This window comes from Novosphingobium sp. 9U (assembly GCF_902506425.1).
Classification (GTDB): domain Bacteria; phylum Pseudomonadota; class Alphaproteobacteria; order Sphingomonadales; family Sphingomonadaceae; genus Novosphingobium.
Map to the genome: position 1 here is coordinate 973,620 of NZ_LR732469.1, position 16,381 is coordinate 990,000.

At 60.6% G+C, this 16,381-nt stretch carries 12 protein-coding genes, 2 rRNA genes and 2 pseudogenes (1 of these 16 running past the window's edge); 9 read left to right on the top strand and 7 right to left on the bottom strand.

Annotation, left to right across the window (positions count from 1 at the left end; all coding sequences use genetic code 11):
- Window positions 1–70 precede the first annotated feature (70 nt).
- Complete coding sequence (locus tag GV044_RS04430; protein WP_371741568.1) at window positions 71–811, bottom strand: IS110 family transposase; 741 nt, start codon at window positions 809–811, stop codon at window positions 71–73.
- Complete coding sequence (locus tag GV044_RS22690; RefSeq protein WP_371741617.1) at window positions 808–1,023, bottom strand: hypothetical protein; 216 nt, start codon at window positions 1,021–1,023, stop codon at window positions 808–810. Before GV044_RS22690 ends, GV044_RS04430 begins: the two co-directional genes overlap by 4 nt.
- Here GV044_RS22690 and GV044_RS04435 point away from each other — a divergent pair.
- The 3 genes from GV044_RS04435 to nadS all read left to right on the top strand — a co-directional run bounded on the left by GV044_RS04435 (window position 955) and on the right by nadS (window position 3,223).
- Window positions 955–2,088 carry a transposase gene (locus GV044_RS04435; protein ID WP_371741608.1) on the top strand — a complete coding sequence of 378 codons (1,134 nt, stop codon included), beginning with the start codon at window positions 955–957 and terminating at the stop codon, window positions 2,086–2,088. The genes GV044_RS22690 and GV044_RS04435 overlap by 69 nt on opposite strands.
- Window positions 2,089–2,597: 509 nt before the next feature.
- Window positions 2,598–2,936 (top strand): type II toxin-antitoxin system RelE/ParE family toxin, encoded by a 339-nt coding sequence (locus GV044_RS04440; protein ID WP_159865992.1) that lies wholly within the window; start codon window positions 2,598–2,600, stop codon window positions 2,934–2,936.
- Window positions 2,936–3,223: a NadS family protein gene (gene nadS, locus GV044_RS04445; RefSeq protein WP_159865997.1), complete on the top strand. Its 288-nt coding sequence runs from the start codon at window positions 2,936–2,938 to the stop codon at window positions 3,221–3,223. Before GV044_RS04440 ends, nadS begins: the two co-directional genes overlap by 1 nt.
- Before the next feature lie 138 nt (window positions 3,224–3,361).
- Here the strand turns inward: nadS and GV044_RS04450 are convergent, their stop codons facing one another.
- A complete protein-coding gene (locus tag GV044_RS04450) occupies window positions 3,362–3,979 on the bottom strand; it encodes a 5'-methylthioadenosine/S-adenosylhomocysteine nucleosidase (RefSeq protein WP_159866000.1) in 618 nt (205 codons plus the stop codon).
- Between the two features lie 239 nt (window positions 3,980–4,218).
- On the opposite strand from GV044_RS04450, the gene GV044_RS04455 reads away from it, so the two are divergent.
- Window positions 4,219–4,851, top strand: a complete 633-nt coding sequence (locus tag GV044_RS04455; RefSeq protein WP_159870859.1) for a tyrosine-type recombinase/integrase — start codon at window positions 4,219–4,221, stop codon at window positions 4,849–4,851.
- A gap of 141 nt (window positions 4,852–4,992) precedes the next feature.
- On the opposite strand, the gene GV044_RS22065 is transcribed toward GV044_RS04455, so the two are convergent.
- Together GV044_RS22065 and GV044_RS21790 are read right to left on the bottom strand one after the other, a co-directional pair.
- Window positions 4,993–5,361 (bottom strand): group II intron maturase-specific domain-containing protein, encoded by a 369-nt coding sequence (locus GV044_RS22065; protein ID WP_371741609.1) that lies wholly within the window; start codon window positions 5,359–5,361, stop codon window positions 4,993–4,995.
- Window positions 5,362–5,379: 18 nt separating this feature from the next.
- A pseudogene (locus tag GV044_RS21790) lies at window positions 5,380–6,387 on the bottom strand (reverse transcriptase domain-containing protein); the annotation flags it as partial.
- A 1,212-nt stretch (window positions 6,388–7,599) separates the two neighbouring features.
- Between GV044_RS21790 and htpG the strand changes: the two are divergent.
- The 5 genes and pseudogenes from htpG to GV044_RS04485 form a co-directional block, all read left to right on the top strand.
- Window positions 7,600–9,483 carry a molecular chaperone HtpG gene (gene htpG / locus GV044_RS04465; protein WP_159866003.1) on the top strand — a complete coding sequence of 628 codons (1,884 nt, stop codon included), beginning with the start codon at window positions 7,600–7,602 and terminating at the stop codon, window positions 9,481–9,483.
- Window positions 9,484–10,077: 594 nt separating this feature from the next.
- A complete protein-coding gene (locus GV044_RS04470) occupies window positions 10,078–11,397 on the top strand; it encodes an erythromycin esterase family protein (RefSeq protein ID WP_159866006.1) in 1,320 nt (439 codons plus the stop codon).
- 153 nt (window positions 11,398–11,550) lie between these two features.
- On the top strand, window positions 11,551–12,420 hold the full coding sequence (locus GV044_RS04475) for an SDR family oxidoreductase (protein WP_159866009.1): 870 nt from the start codon (window positions 11,551–11,553) through the stop codon (window positions 12,418–12,420).
- Window positions 12,421–12,531: 111 nt separating this feature from the next.
- Window positions 12,532–13,329: a DUF4336 domain-containing protein gene (locus GV044_RS04480; protein ID WP_201299010.1), complete on the top strand. Its 798-nt coding sequence runs from the start codon at window positions 12,532–12,534 to the stop codon at window positions 13,327–13,329.
- A gap of 135 nt (window positions 13,330–13,464) precedes the next feature.
- Window positions 13,465–13,704, top strand: a pseudogene (locus tag GV044_RS04485) (IS110 family transposase); the annotation flags it as partial.
- Window positions 13,705–13,741: 37 nt separating this feature from the next.
- Here the strand turns inward: GV044_RS04485 and rrf are convergent.
- Window positions 13,742–13,856: ribosomal RNA gene (rrf, locus tag GV044_RS04490) — 5S ribosomal RNA — on the bottom strand.
- A gap of 140 nt (window positions 13,857–13,996) precedes the next feature.
- A 23S ribosomal RNA gene (locus GV044_RS04495) occupies window positions 13,997–16,381 on the bottom strand; it runs 413 nt beyond the window's last position.

Genomic DNA, 16,381 nt, shown 5'->3' on the forward strand with positions numbered 1-16,381 from the left:
GTGCCCATTCGGGTCGTCGCCTTCTCACACCCCCTTTATCCGGCGTCAGGTAGTTTTAGCGGCATGTCGATCATGCTGCGGCTGCCTGCGCCGAATCTCGGTAATCCTCGTTTTTCGTCAACATAGCCCAGATTGTTCGCGCCATCTTGTTGGCCAAGGCGATCGCGACAAGCATCCTTGGCTTTCGCGCCGCGATGCGTGCCAGCCACGAGCCTTCCGGAATTGATTTTCGGCCGAGCCAATTCAGGCGCGACATTGCTCCGATAATCAGAAGTCTCCGGATATCGCTCTGCCCCGCCTTCGATACCCGACCGAGCCGTTCTTTCCCGCCCGAGGAGAATTGGCGCGGGACGAGGCTAAGCCAGGCGGCAAAGTCGCGGCCGCAGCGGAAACTCTCCATAGGTGGAGCAAAGGCTTCGACAGCCAGTGCGGTCAACGGACCAACTCCCGGGATTGTCTGCAAGCGCCGCGCAGTATCCGCTTCAGCTGCGAGAGCCTTGATCTTCGCCGTCCGGGCATCGATGCGGAACATCTTCTCGGCAATCTGCTTCATCAGATCGCCGCACTCCTCGCGCATCAGTTCGGGCAGGTCGCTGTTTGGTCCATCCAGGATGCCTTTGATCCTGCCGAGCTGGTGAATTCCCTGCGGAACGACATGGCCAAATTCGTAGAGGCACGCTCGAAGAGCGTTCACCAGCTCCGTGCGCTGGTGGACCAGCCGCTCTCGAGCGCGAAACAGGATGGTACGGCTTTGCTGCTCCGCAGACTTGAGCTCGACGAAACGCATTTCCGGCCGCTGTGCAGCGATCACGATAGCTTCGGCATCCGCCGCGTCGTTCTTCTGCCGTTCACGTAACGCGGAGCGATCAGCTTCACCTCATGGCCGCGCCTGCTCATCTCGCGCGCCCAGTAATGCGCGCTGCCGCACGCTTCCATGACTACAATGCTGGGAGGCTGCTTGGCCATGAACTCAGCAAAACCCTGCCGAGACAATTTCTTTCGAAACTTCGGCTGTCCGGTCATCGATGCGCCGTGCAGCTGGAAAACAGATTTTGCCAAATCTACGCCGATCATCGTATCCTTTATCACGGTTGCCGTCCTTTCCGCTCAGTGGCCCCAACGCCACCAACCTGGCACATTGCGATGCCGTCTGGGGAGGGCGGCAACCACCCCATCTACTTTCATGTCGTTTTCACGCTGCCCAGCGAGATCGCCGACATCGCCTACCACAACAAGGCCGCGCTCTATGGTCTGCTGTTCAAGGCGGCGTCCGATACGATGATGACGATCGCGGCGGATCCCAAGCACCTGGGCGCCCGCATCGGCATCACCGCCGTGCTTCACACGTGGGGCTCGGCGATGACGCATCATCCGCACATCCACATGATCGTGCCGGGCGGCGGCATCGCCCGGGATGGCTCGCGCTGGATATCGTCGCGTCCGGCGTTCCTGCTGCCGGTGCGGGTCCTAGGCAAGCTATTCCGCCGTCTGTTCCTGACCGGGCTGCTGGCACTGCATCAGGCTGGCCGTATCGCCTTCTACGGCAGCTTGGAGCACCTCGCCGACCGACGCGCCTTCCTGCGCCATCTCTCCCCGGTGAGAAAGAAGAGCTGGGTTGTCTATGCCAAGCCGCCGTTTGCCGGACCTGAGGCCGTCCTCGCCTATCTGTCGCGCTACACACACCGGGTTGCGATCTCGAACAGTCGCCTTGTGGGCATCGATGATGACGGGGTGACCTTCCGGTACAAAGATTACCGTCGCAACGGAGCCGACTGCCAGCAGACCATGACGTTGAGTGCCGACGAATTCATCCGCCGCTTCCTGCTTCACGTCCTGCCCAAGGGCTTCCACCGCATCCGCCACTACGGCCTGCTCGCCAGCTCTGCCCGCAAGACCAGTCTCGCTCGCGCCCGCCAGTTGCTAGGTATCGCGTCGCCGCCTCCCGACACTCCCGAAGACCTACCTGATGTCCGCCCGCCTTGTCCTTGCTGCGGCGGGCACATGGTCGTCATCGAAACCTTCGAGCGCTGGCAACAGCCGCGAGCCCCTCCTCGCACCACCCTGCCGACCGGAAAGATCGCGCCATGACCCGGCATGGCTTGGCCGCAACTACGCTGTCGTCCTGCTTCCAGCGTCAATGCCGCTCGCGCCGCCGCGCCTTGGCACCATGTCGAGACCTGATCAGCGCCGCGCCCACAGTGAGCGGCAGGACGAGATGACAGCTGTATCTACTCCGCGGGCGGCGCTCGACACCCCGATCGACTACCGTCGCACTCGCCCGAGGACCTGGCAAAAACCGCTTTCCCCATAGCTACCGTATGTGGCCCGAGGCTTCCTGCTTTGGAGGATATCGTACACCTGACGGTGCCCGATTTCTTCACAGTTCCGGACGTTCAACAACACTCGGCAGGTTCTCAGAAGCGGACGTTTGTTCACCTGGCCGAGCGACCGCGATTACCACAGACCTGCTCCGGCACAGGAAAGATTACCGTGTCTCAAGTATATGCCCGTAACGAACGTTGACGGTGCGGCAACAGAGTGACCGCTAGAGGGAGTACGTCATTGACCTATGCGCCAATGGCGCATAGATGGGGCCGATGACCTTCCTTCAATGCGTCGTGGAGTTGCCTGAGTTCGTGCGACGCGCGAAGGCGATCATGTCTGATGACGAACGGATTGCGCTGATAGACTATGTTGCTGCCAATCCAGCGTCCGGCGTGTCCCTTGGCGGCGGGCTGCGCAAGGTTCGTATGGCTCGAGAAGGTGGCGGCAAGAGTGGAGGCTACCGGACCATTTACGTGTTTGGTGGTGCGCATGTCCCGCTGTTCCTGGTCACGGTGTTTGCCAAAAACGAGAAGGACAACTTGACCAGAGCCGAGCAAGCCGAACTGGTTGCGCTTAGCAAGATGCTGGTGGCAAGTTATGGAGAAGCATGATGAGTGCCTATGAGAGCATCAAGCAGGGTCTAAACGAGGCACTGGAGTTTGCACAGGGCAACCAGACCGGCGCGCGTGTGCATAAGGTCGCGGTGCCTGCGGTCGATGTCGCCGCGATCCGGGCCAGCACCGGGCTGTCGCAGGGCGCGTTTGCGCGCAGCATCGGCGTCGCCAAGGGCACGCTGTTGAATTGGGAGCATGGTCGGCGGCGCCCCACCGGCCCCGCCCAGGTGTTGCTCGCCATGATCGCGAAGAAGCCGTCGCTGGTGAGCGAGCTTCTCCGATAATATCTGGAAGGCGGGCAGAGGCGAAGCGACAGGTCTGCGGCGGCACGGCCCCACATAGGCCGACACTCGTGGCGGCTTGACTGTTCGCGAGAGTGGTCGCTCGTTAAGCCGCGCCACAATAGCGGTAGGGTTCAACGCCTACTCCGGCGTTCCCGAAAGGATCAAAAGATCTACTACAGCCGCCAAACGCTCATCCAGCAGCGGCAGGAGCCCCGTCCATCCGCTCACTCCATTAAGCTCGCCAGGACCGTCGGATACGCCACGCAGCCCCATCATCGGTACGCCGAACCGCTGGCACGCGCGCAGCACCGCAAAGGTCTCCATATCGACCAAGTCAGCATCGACCGCGGCATAGCGATCTCCCACGACAATATCGCTACCCGTGGAAAGGCTGGCGTTCGGTACGCCGGCTAGCGGCGTCGGCAGAACCATGAGCGCAGGATGGTCGGCGAACGGCGTGACTCCAGTCGGGATTCCAATCGGCGATGCGTCCATGTCACGCCAGGATACGGATTCGATCTGATACACACCACCAAGTTCGCAGCGGCGGGAGCCGGCAGACCCTAGTGAGACGACGAGGTCGGGCAACTCGTTCGCGATCCGAAGCTGCTCAAGCCCGATCGTTGTGCCGATCGCCGGCTCTATCGGGCCGACGCCGGTGATCAGGGGTTGTATGCGCGCCCGCAGATGCTCGCGATATTCGTGATCTGTCGCCATCACGAACAGGATGCGTCGGGGCAGCGGTTTTCGGCTCATGAGGGAATACCAGAGATGTCCATCTAAACGAGTCCCCTCTAGGCGACCAGCAGCATACCGCACTGCATAAAGATAGGTCCTCCAGTGCCACTGCGGGTACCCGTTTGTGCGGGTAGCTCGACATGGGTCCGCAGCTTGGCGCCGAGCCTGCCGATGCGCGATGGCATCCAACTTTGAAGTGATCCCATATCTAAACTGCTGTACGATGGAGTGCTGCGGCGGGGCCATGGAGACAGGCGATTGGACACTCCTCGCTGGACCCCGCTTTCGATGATCTTCGACCCTGGAACGAAGGACGAGTGGTCGGAGCTAAGCGGGCACTCAAACCTCAGCAGGTCTGGGCCATTCGGTTCTGGCTCGACCAGCACCGAAGGTTACGGGATCGAGCCCTCTTCGACTTCGCAATCGACAGCAAACTGCGCGGCTGCGACGTCGTCAAAGTCTGGATCGGAGATATAATGGCCGGTGGTCGCATTCGCGACCGGGCCATTGTCGTGCAGCAGAAGAGCAAGCGCCCGGTACAGTTCGAAATCGTTGAACCAGCTCGGCAGTCCCTGCTCTCCTGGTTTGAGCGACGCGGCGGCACGTTGAACGACTTTGTTTTCCCGAGCCGCAATGACTACATGGACCACATGAGCACGAGGCAGTATGGTCGGCTTGTTCGGGAGTGGGTTACGGGCATCGGCCTTCAGGCCGAGGAGTACGGAACGCACTCGCTTCGGCGCACCAAAGCATCTATCATCTACAAGGCGACTCGCAACCTGCGCGCCGTGCAGATCCTGCCCGGTCACGCAAAAATCGAGAGCACCGTCCGTTACCCCGGAGTGGACGTAGAAGACGCGCTGGAGCTGTCTGAGCGAATGGATATCTGATCTAAGCTGGCGTGAGTAGAGTCAGGAGGTGGCGCGGTATCGTGCGGTTCGCCTGTGGAGCTTACCAGACGACCCGTTTTCACCCCTTGCTCATTGAACCGGACATGCGGATCTCCCTGCATCCGGCTCTCGGACAAAGCATCACGCCTTCACCCACGGCGCGCCCCGACCAAGCTGGGTAAGACGTACGAGCCCGTACTGCTCGTAGAGGTGCTGGGGTAGATAAGCTTCCGCCCTCTTGCCGGCTTTCCCGTGCTTGCGCCGAAGCCACCGACGCAGCCGCACCACCGTGTAGCTATCGATCGCGCGGTACGCCCTGCGCGTGGTGCCAACCGAAAAGTAGTTGGCCCATCCGCGCAGCGCCCGGTTGATCTTGCCCACCAGCACTGTGGCATCCTGCCATGTAGACCTTCGCTCGGTGAGCGTGTGGATGGTCTCCACCGCCCGCTTGATGCTCTTCTTGGACGGCCGATGGCCCATGTAGGCTCGCCCCGTCTTCGCCGAGTACATCTGCCCGAAGGTGTAACCCAGAAAGTCGAACCTCTCGTCCGGCACCTTGCAGATGCGGGTCTTCTCCTCGTTCAATGTCAGCTTCAGCTTGCCCATCAGCCTGCGCATGTGATCGAGCGCAGCTTCCGCATTGCTCTTCGTACACAGGATGACGAGGTCGTCGGCGTAAGTGACAAGCCGAGCGCCGGGGCGTTGCCCAAGGCCGAGCTTCCGCCACCCCAGCACGAACCGGCGCATGTATAGATTTGCCAGCAAGGGTTAGATGGGTGATCCTTGCGGGAGGCCGCGTCGCTGATCCCGGGCCGCCGTCGTTCGTGTCTTCCGACCCCGGTTGTCGACCTCCTCGACAGCACAGTTCAACCACAACCTGATCAGGTGCAGCACGCGCGGATCGACGATCCGGCGAGCCACGGACTTCATCAGTTCGGGATGAGGAATGCTGCCGAAGTAGTCGGCAAGGTCGGCGTCCACGACATCAGGACGGCCTTGAAACAGCTGGTCTTCCACATCGGTCACGGCCTGCTGGGCGTTGCGCCCGGCACGGTAGGCGTAGATTTCAGGTGGAAGGTCGGCCTCGAAGATCGGCTCCAGCACCAGCATCGCTGCTGTCATGCAGACCCGATCCCGCACGGTGGAGATGCCCAGCGGCCTGAGTTTGCCGTTGGCTTTCGATATATGGACCCGTCTGATCGGTTCCGGTCGGTAGGTCTCCTCTCTGAGCGCAAGCGCCAGTTTCGCTAGCCACCGCTCGACGCCATACGCCTCGATGTCCGCAAAGCCCTGGCCATCCACACCCGGTGCGCCCCTGTTGGAGCGGCACTTGGCATAAGCATGGGCCAGAATGTCATCGCGGCTGATCTTGTCGTACAGCGCGTAGAAGCGATAGCCGGCTTCCGCCTTCGCTTTCGCGTGTAACGCCATCTGCAGTTTCTGGACGCACTTCGGAGTTGATAGGTTTCCCAATCTCCTGTCCTTTCCCGCTTGCTGCGTTCGCCTTGAACTGAGGCCCCTTCCCTCCACCGGCATTACCCGGTTTCCCCGGTACTACGAGCCTCTCCGCCACCCCATCGCGCCCATTCCTCCCTCGCGGGCGTCCGGTTGCTCATCCCTGAGCACGTGATTGGGCTTCCCGTGTTGCGTGCGCTTTCCTTGTACATGCTGCCGCCATTACTCCGGTGCAGCAGACGGGTTCCAAACGTCGCTCAAACGCCCGTCCATATCAGCCTTCCCCGAAATGGGTGTCGGGTCGGCCTGCACATCGACCTTTTCGAGGTTTGCTCAGCGTTTACTCACGTTGCGGCCTGCACACTCGCACGGTCACCTACGTGACCGTCATCCGGGGGCTTCAGACATTTCGTCACCTTCATGCCTGCCCCGGTTGCTTCCGGCGGGAGCAATTCGCCGGGTGGGACTTGCACCCACTAGAAAACGCCGCCTTTGCACGGCGCACCCCAACTGCGGCCGTTCAGACCGCCCTGCTCGCTCTCCAACCTCTGCCCCTCGTTCATGTGGGCTCCGGCCCTTCCGGAACCAGCTCGCCACCTCCGGAATGACGTTAAGTGGACTTTAACAGCCCCCCACGGGTATTTTTGGTTCTTTCTGGCTTTCGCCCTCCGAACTGGTACGGGACATAGATCCCGTCTCGGAGCAGTGGCCAAGCTAAATGCCACGGCATGACGTCACTGTGGTTCTCACGCCAGTGCGAGGCCAGAACTCCAGCTAACGCGCCAGCTACACGGTACCCACATTCAGGACACATGATCGTGTCTGCAGATGGTCGATTGAGCAAAGACATACTTCGACACTGCCGAGTCGACCTGTACGCAACATGAAAATTCCGCGGTTCCGACAAGAGCCGTGCAGCGCATCCGATCGGTCGATTTGGAAGATCGGACACACGGCGCAGATGCTTTAAACAACCTTCAATCGCCGAACCGCCTGATTGCGGTCCGGCGGCACATGGGAGCTCGACCCATAACAGGACGTTCAGCGTCGCTCGCCAGCTTCCCAGAACCTGCCTTTCGTTCACGTGCGCCGACGCGAACCTGGAGATCCCTCGTATCTTGCTGAGCAGCATAGGATCGCGAGCGCGAGGGTTCGTCGCGCTAGCATAGTCCGCCGAATGCTACGCCGGTAAGTCGATGAGGCGCGATCCGCTTCATCGAGAACGCTTGAAAGCGACTGCTTTGGCAGCCATCTGCTGCGGCGATCAACCTTGGAGACCTTTAGGAAGCTTGCATGACGACGACCACCGACGCCGCGCCCGCAACTCGTTCCTTCGAAACCGATGTCGCCAAGCTGCTGCACCTCATGGTGCATTCAGTCTACTCGGATCAGGATGTTTTCCTGCGCGAGCTGATCTCGAACGCGGCGGATGCATGCGAGAAGCTCCGCTACGAAGGCCTGAGCAATGCCGCGTTGCTCGGTGATGACGGTCAGCCGAAGATCACGGTGACGCTCGATCCCGACGCACGGCGGCTGACGATCGAGGACAACGGCATCGGGATGAGCGAGGAGGAGCTGGCGGACGCGCTCGGTACGATCGCACGGTCGGGCACCAAGGCCTTCATGGACAAGATCGCCGCCGGCAAGGACGAGGGCAGCCAGCTCATCGGCCAGTTTGGCGTCGGCTTCTACTCGGCCTTCATGGTCGCCGACCGTGTCGACGTGACCTCGCGCCGCGCAGGCTGGGACTCCGCCGCCCTGTGGTCGTCGGACGGGCTCGGCACCTACACGATCCAGCCGGTCGACATCGCCGATGCGCCTGCGCGGGGCACGCGTGTGATGCTGCACCTAAAGGAGGATGCGGCGAGCTATACCGAGAGCTTCACGGTCGAGCGCACGATCAAGGCGCAATCCGGCCATGTGGCCGTGCCGATCGTCCTCAAGGACAAGCCCGACGCCGAACCCAAGCAGATCGCCGATGGCGCGGCGCTGTGGACCCGGCCCAAGGCCGAGATCACCGCGGAGGATTATAAAGACTTTTACCGCAGCGCCGCTGGCCAGTTCGACGAGCCCGCGCTGACGCTCCACTATCGTGCCGAAGGGCTGCACGAATATACCGCCCTTGCCTTCGTCCCAGAGACCAAGCCGTTCGACCTGTTCGATCCCGATCGTGCCGGGCGCATGAAGCTCTACGTCCGCCGCGTCTTCATCACCGACGATGCGCAGATCCTGCCGCGTTATCTTCGCTTCGTGCGCGGCCTGGTCGATTCGAACGATCTGCCGCTCAACGTCTCGCGCGAGATGATCCAGGAAAGCCCCGTGCTCGCCGCGATCCAGAAGGGCATCGCCAACCGAGTACTATCCGAACTCGACAAGCTCTCGACCGGCGATACCGAGCGTTATCTGAAGCTGTGGGACAATTTCGGAGCGGTGCTGAAGGAGGGGCTGTACGAAGATTATGCCCGTCGCGAAGCGCTGCTGGCCCTCGCCCGCTTCAAGACCACGACGTCGAACGGCGGATGGCGCTCGCTTGAGCAGTATGCGGCGGCGCTGAAGGAGAACCAGACCGCGATCTACTACGCCACTGGTACCGATCTCGATCGCCTTGCCACCTCTCCGCAACTCGAGGGATTCCGCGCGCGGGGCATCGAGGTGCTTCTGCTCGCCGACCAGATTGACAGCTTCTGGGTGGCCTCAGGGCTCGATTATCAGGGCAAGCCGTTCAAGTCGGTGACGCAAGGGTTGGCTGATCTCAGCCTGATCCCCTTGACCGAGGGCGAGCAGCCGACCGCCGCCGCGTCGGATGCGGTCAACGGCTTCATCGCCTTCGTCAAGGAGGCGCTGGGCGCCGCCGTCTCCGACGTTCGGGCGTCCGACCGACTGACCGAAAGCGCGGTCTGCCTCGTGGCGCCCGAGCATGGCATGGACCGCCAGCTCGAGAAGCTGCTCGCCGGCGCGGGGCGGCTGGATGCCACCGCCAAGCCAGTGCTGGAGGTCAATCCGCACCATGTGCTCATCGAGAAGCTCAGCGCCGTGCAAGCCGAAAGCCCGGACCTTAGCGCGGACGCCGCTCATCTCCTGTTCGACGAAGCCCGTATCGCAGACGGCGAACTGCCGGTCGACCCGCGCGCCTTCTCGGCCCGGCTGATACGCCTGCTCGAGCGTGGGATCGCCTGAACCGCAAGCGGTACGGCGGGCAACGTAGGGGGCGGCATCTGGCTGACGCGGCACGGCAGATCGGCAGTCTCGCGGCGTCGAGTGGACGGTAATGGGCGACCTTTCATAGAGATCACGATCCAGATGACCATCAAGATCTCGACTCATGGATAGCCTTGCTGATGCCGACGCAGTCCGTCACCTCTTAAGATGGAGTGGCTTCCGGCGTCGGCCGGCTTCGAGCCAACTTCAGCCACTCAGCGCCACCTGAGCGGTTTTTAAAAGCGGCGATCCGTTCATGTGAGCTGCCGGACCGCTAACGGGGCGCCGGTCTCCCACAAACGTTCGCCTCCGCCGGGGCGATCCTTCGCGAGACTGCCTGCGGTATCGGCTGCTGCATTCAACATGGGTGCGGTGCCTAGGATGCCAAGACTGCGCGCCTGGCTGCCGTGGGACACAAAGGCAGTCGCCGTGCAACGTCGATCTAGCCGCGAGCTGCCGACCGCGTTCAAGCTCCACAGCCGCAAAGCAACGTTGAGCCGTGGCGAGATCAGCATGACCCGGATGAACTGTCGGCGATGAACTCCGTTGATTGCTCATGAAGGGAGTTGGCACATGAATCTGAAGAGCGAAGCGCCAGCAGATCTGGTCACGCGAGCAGCCGAGCCGCTGCCGCCGATCGACGATCCCGCGTTTGGCCGTGCCATCGATCGGTTCGCCGATGCGCGAGTGATCTGCCTCGGCGAAGCGAGCCATGGCACTTCGGAATTCTATCGTGCGCGCGCAGCGCTGACGCGTCGCCTGGTCGAGGAGCATGGCTTCACGATAGTGGCGGTTGAGGCAGACTGGCCCGACGCGGCGGTTATCGATCGGATCGTTCGAGGCAAGCCGCCCACCATCGGGGCAGAAGCGCCGTTCACCAGGTTCCCGACTTGGATGTGGCGCAATGCAGAGTTCCAGGGCTTTGTGGATTGGCTAACCCAGCATAACCGAGGCAAGAACGAGGCCGACCGCGTCAGTTTTCATGGTCTCGACCTCTACAACATGAACGCGTCGATCAGAGCGGTGATCGAGTATCTGGAGCAGACGGATCCCCCTGCGGCCTCTGAGGCCCGCAAGCTTTACGGCTGCTTGAAACCCTGGAAGGAACAACCTGAAATCTACGGTAGAATTGCAAGGAGCGAAGGACACGCACGATGCGAAGCGGGGGTTGTGCAAATGCTACGGGCCATACTTGCGAACGAACAGAGCTATGCGGCCGAGAAGCCGGACTCGTTCCTGGACGCGATCCAGAATGCCCGGCTCGTCGCCAATGCCGAGGCGTACTACCGCGCTATGTACTATGGCTCTGCCGCCAGCTGGAACCTGCGCGACGAGCACATGGCCGACACTCTGCAGGTGCTTTTGCAGCACAAGGGGCCGCAGGCAAAGGCGGTGGTGTGGGCACACAACAGCCACGTCGGCGACGCGCGCCATACGGACATGGGCAGGAGCCACGGCGAACTCAACCTCGGCCAGCTCGTGCGCGAGCGCTACGACGGTGCGGCGTGTCTGATCGGTCTCGGCACGCACACCGGGACGGTCGCCGCAGCCGATGATTGGGACGAGCCGATGCAGATCAAAGCTGTCAACCCTTCACGCTCCGACAGTCACGAGCGGATCATGCACGATAGCGGCATCGACAGGTTCATGCTCGATCTTAGAGGCGGCGTCGCCGATGAGGACCTTCGCACAGCGCTCTCGCAGGAGCGACTGGAGCGCTACATCGGCGTGATCTATCGTCCTCAGACGGAGCGTTGGAGCCACTACTCCGAAGCTTCGCTCGCAAAGGAGTACGATGGCTTCGTGTGGTTCGACACGACTAGGGCCGTCACAGCCCGCACCGAAGAGGTTTCACAAGCCGGCCCCGACGAGACTTGGCCGTTCGGCGTTTGAGCCGACTGGCCCGTAAGCACGCAGGTCGATGACTTGGATCAAGCGCATGCGCGTAGATCGCGCAAGCGGAACGGTTCGACAGGATGCGAACAATGCCGCGGAACTGTCCGGCCCGCGCGCGGCTTTGCTCGTCAAGAACCAAGGGGATCTGCAATGCCGAGCGACCACGACGAGGCACCGATGCCGCCGCTGCCTGAGCAGCAGCAGAGCATACCGGGCACCATCGCCGATATGGATCCCAAACCGGATCACGGTGAGGAGAGCTATAAGGGCTCAGGCCGTCTGAGCGGCAAGAAGGCAGTTATTACCGGAGGCGACAGCGGCATTGGCCGGGCGGTGGCGATCGCGTTTGCGCGAGAGGGTGCGGATGTCCTTATCGCCTACCTGAACGAGGACCAGGATGCCCAGGACACCGCCAAGTGGATCGAACAGGCCGGTCAAAAGGCGGTCATCGTCCCCGGCGACCTCAGCCGCGCCGAGCATTGCCGGTCCGTGATCGATCGGGCCGTCAAGGCGTTCGGACGGATAGATATTGTGGTCAACAACGCCGCGCACCAGATGACGTTCAAGACCATCGAGGCGATTCCCGACGAGGAGTGGGAGAAGACCTTCGCCACGAACATCCACGCGATGTTCTACTTGGCCAAGGCGGCCGTGCCGCACATGACCGAGGGCAGCAGCATCATCAACACGACTTCGGTGAACGCCGACACGCCCAAACCGACGCTGCTCGCCTACGCGACCACGAAGGGCGCGATCCAGAACTTTACCGGCGGCTTGGCGCAGCTGCTGGGTGACAGGAAAATACGGGTCAACTGCGTGGCTCCAGGGCCGGTCTGGACGCCGCTGATCCCCTCGACGATGCCGGTCGAGGAGGTCGTGGAGTTCGGCAAGAACACGCCGCTCGGCAGGCCGGCGCAGCCGAAGGAACTGGCGCCCGCCTACGTAATGCTCGCCACGGACGAAGCGAGCTACATCTCAGGTGCCACCATCGCCGTGACCGGCGGCAAGCCATTCATCTAGTCGGCACCGCGTCGAGGAATTTGGCAGCAAGCATAATTAGTGTGCGAGCCTGCAAGGTCCAAACGAATGAACGAGGATAGTTTCTTACGATTCCGAAATGTTCTGCCCAGATTGCTCGTCGCCGCCGGGCTGACCGCCCTCGCGCTTGCTGTGCGACGCAAGGGCCGCGTGTCCGATGCACAGATCACTTACCCTCCGCTCGACCAGCCTAAGCCGCTGGGCGACGGCGTATGGATCGTCGACAGTGGCCCTATCAGTGCCGCGGGAATGAAGCTGCCCGTGCGCATGACTATGCTCCGCCTGAGCGACGGCAGTGTTTTGCTGCATTCGCCTACTCGCTATACACCCAGACTCGCTCAAGCGATCGAGGAGATCGGGCCGGTCCGCCACTTAATCGCCCCGACAATCGCGCACTCCAGCTTTTTGGCGGAGTGGCAGCTTGCCTATCCCACCGCGAAGCTCTGGGCGGTCCCCGGGCTACGGGATCGGGGGCTGGTGCGCCGTTCGGGCGTGCGCATCGACGCTGATCTGGCGCACGCTGCACCTGCGGAGTGGGCTGATGCCGTCGACCAGGGACTGGTCCGAGGCGGTGGTGGCTTTTGCGAAGCCTGGTTCTTTCACCGGCCGAGCCGCACCCTTGTACTCGCCGATCTCATCGAAAACATGGACCCCGCCAAGCTGCCGCCAGTGACGTCTCTGCTGATGCGCGCTGCCGCCGCGACACGGGGGACCACGGGCTTTCACGTACGCGCCGTTCTGCTTTCCAAGAAGGCAGAGGCCCGCAAGTCAGTAAGCCACATGATCGCGACCGAGCCTCGGCGCGTGATCTTCTCCCACGGCGAGTGCTTCGGCGAGCATGCGAGCGAGCACCTCAGGCGCGCCTTCGCTTGGCTCATGAAAAGCGGGTGAACCGTACGACCCCACCGCGCCATTCAGATCACCCAGCTCCCTTCCCCACTTTGCCATCCATTATGGGATGGCCCGCCCCTTTTCCCCCAGCGTCGGATATGATGCTGGCGTCAGAAAAGGAGAAGGAACAGACCGATGTCTATTGTGCTCCTTGGTGTTGATCTCGGCAAGAACTCGTGCAGCATTGTTGGCGTCGATGCAGCTGGCGCGGTAGTGGTGCGCCGATCGATGCGCCGGCAGACGTTGATCGACTACGTGTTAAAGCTTCCAGCCTGCGTGGTTGCGATGGAAGCGTGCTGCGGCGCTCATCATCTCGGGCGTTTGTTTGCCGCGCGAGGTCACGAGATCCGCTTGATGTCGCCAGAGTACGTGCGCNTTTTTGTGATCCTTACGAAAGCGCGCCGGCTTCAATGCCTGGCGACGTCCTACTCTTCCAACGCTTGAGCGTTAGTACCATTGGCGCTGTCAGGTTTCACGGCCGAGTTCGAGATGGGATCGGGTGGGTCACTGACGCTATGGTCACCAAGCAATGGAGCTGGCGCGTTTCGTATGGGTTTTAATCGATGTTTCCGTGCACTTGATGTGTGATGTGTATCTGGCTGGCTGATCGTCCGTGCCTACCAACGACGCTTGCCGATCAGGCAGGTCTGTCATTGATGGTGGGATCTTCAAGCATGAACAGAGTGATTAGGACCGGTTAGCTTCATGCGTTACCGCACTTCTACACCCGGCCTATCAACGTGATGGTCTATCACGACTCGATGATACCTAATCTCGAGGGAGGCTTCCCGCTTAGATGCTTTCAGCGGTTATCCCGTCCATGCATAGCTACCCTGCTGCGCGGCTGGCGCCACGACAGGTACACCAGAGGCATGTTCATCCCGGTCCTCTCGTACTAGGGACAACTCCTCTCAAGTATCGACGCCCACGGCAGATAGGGACCAAACTGTCTCGCGACGTTCTGAACCCAGCTCACGTACCACTTTAATTGGCGAACAGCCAAACCCTTGGGACCTGCTCCAGCCCCAGGATGTGATGAGCCGACATCGAGGTGCCAAACGATTCCGTCGATATGAGCTCTTGGGAATCATCAGCCTGTTATCCCCGGCGTACCTTTTATCCGTTGAGCGATGGCCCTTCCACGAGGGACCACCGGATCACTATGACCGACTTTCGTCTCTGCTCGACTCGTCAGTCTCGCAGTCAGGCAGGCTTATGCCATTGCACTCTTGCAGACGGTTTCCAACCGTCCTGAGCCTACCATCGCGCGCCTCCGTTACTCTTTAGGAGGCGACCGCCCCAGTCAAACTACCCGCCACAGAGGGTCCCTGTACCGGCTAACGGTACGAGGTTAGACATCAGAAACAAACAGGGTGGTATTTCACCTATGGCTCCACACCAGCTGGCGCCGGTGCTTCAAAGCCTCCCACCTATGCTACACAATTTCTTCCTAATGCCACTCTGAAGCTGCAGTAAAGGTGCACGGGGTCTTTCCGTCTAACCGCGGGTACTCCGCATCTTCACGGAGAATTCAATTTCGCTGAGCATATCCTGGAGACAGTGGGGAAGTCGTTACGCCATTCGTGCAGGTCGGAACTTACCCGACAAGGAATTTCGCTACCTTAGGACCGTTATAGTTACGGCCGCCGTTTACTCGGGCTTCAATTCGGAGCTTGCACTCCTCCTCTTAACCTTCGAGCACCGGGCAGGCGTCACACCCTATACGTCGTCTTGAAGCCGACTTAGCAGAGTGCTGTGTTTTTGCTAAACAGTCGCTACCCCCTGGCCTGTGCCCCCCACGAGTGCTTGCGCATACGTGGGGCCTCCTTCTTCCGAAGGTACGGAGGCAATTTGCCGAGTTCCTTCAGGATACTTCTCTCAAACGCCTTGGTATACTCTACCTGACCACCTGTGTCGGTTTCGGGTACGGTCTATACGGTGGGGCTATTTCCTGGAACCGCTTCAAAGCCACCTCAATCCAATAAGAGATGACAATACACGCGATCCGTCACACACCACCAGGCCCACGAATATTAACGTGGTTCCCATCGACTACCCCCTTCGGGCTCGTCTTAGGGGCCGGCTCACCCTGCTCAGATTAGCTTTAAGCAGGAACCCTTGGTCTTTCGGCGAGAGGGTGTCTCACCCTCTTTATCGCTACTCATGTCAGCATTCGCACTTCCGATACGTCCACGACCCATTACCAGATCGCTTCACTCGCTTACGGAACGCTCCGCTACCGCGTGATCGTAAACGATCACACCCTAAGCTTCGGTGCATCACTTGAGCCCCGTTACATTTTCGCCGCAGGAACCCTTATTTAGACCAGTGAGCTGTTACGCTTTCTTTAAAGGATGGCTGCTTCTAAGCCAACCTCCTGGTTGTTTTGGGACTCCCACATGCTTTCCCACTTAGTGATGACTTGGGGACCTTAGCTGTAGGTTAGGGCTGTTTCCCTTTTGACGACGGACCTTAGCACCCGCCGTCTGTCTGCCGGACTAGACTCGTTGGTATTCGGAGTTTGGTTAGGTTTGGTAGATCTCGCGACCCCCTAGCCCATCCAGTGCTCTACCCCCAACGGCAATCATCCGACGCTCTACCTCAATAGATTTCGCGGAGAACCAGCTATTTCCCGGCTTGATTGGCCTTTCACCCCTAAACACAACTCATCCGAGAATTTTTCAACATTCAACGGTTCGGTCCTCCAGTGCGTGTTACCGCACCTTCAACCTGGTCATGCCTAGATCGCCGGGTTTCGGGTCTAATCCATCGAACTCAGTCGCCCTATTCAGACTCGCTTTCGCTGCGCCTACACCTAACGGCTTAAGCTTGCTCGATAGATTAAGTCACTGACCCATTATGCAAGAGGTACGCTGTCACCCCCTAAAGAGGCTCCAACTGCTTGTAAGCATTCGGTTTCAGGTACTGTTTCACTCCCCTCATCGGGGTGCTTTTCACCTTTCCCTCACGGTACTGTGTTCGCTATCGGTCATGTACGAGTATTTAGGCTTGGAGGGTGGTCCCCCCATGTTCAGACAGGATTTCACGTGTC

Bases quoted from the DNA above. Each gene is read 5' to 3' on its own strand.
- GV044_RS22690 (WP_371741617.1), bottom strand. From the start codon at position 1,023: ATGACCGGACAGCCGAAGTTTCGAAAGAAATTGTCTCGGCAGGGTTTT.
- GV044_RS04440 (WP_159865992.1), top strand. From the start codon at position 2,598: ATGACCTTCCTTCAATGCGTCGTGGAGTTGCCTGAGTTCGTGCGACGC.
- nadS (WP_159865997.1), top strand. From the start codon at position 2,936: ATGAGTGCCTATGAGAGCATCAAGCAGGGTCTAAACGAGGCACTGGAG.
- GV044_RS04450 (WP_159866000.1), bottom strand. From the start codon at position 3,979: ATGAGCCGAAAACCGCTGCCCCGACGCATCCTGTTCGTGATGGCGACA.
- GV044_RS22065 (WP_371741609.1), bottom strand. From the start codon at position 5,361: ATGTACTCGGCGAAGACGGGGCGAGCCTACATGGGCCATCGGCCGTCC.
- htpG (WP_159866003.1), top strand. From the start codon at position 7,600: ATGACGACGACCACCGACGCCGCGCCCGCAACTCGTTCCTTCGAAACC.
- GV044_RS04470 (WP_159866006.1), top strand. From the start codon at position 10,078: ATGAATCTGAAGAGCGAAGCGCCAGCAGATCTGGTCACGCGAGCAGCC.
- GV044_RS04475 (WP_159866009.1), top strand. From the start codon at position 11,551: ATGCCGAGCGACCACGACGAGGCACCGATGCCGCCGCTGCCTGAGCAG.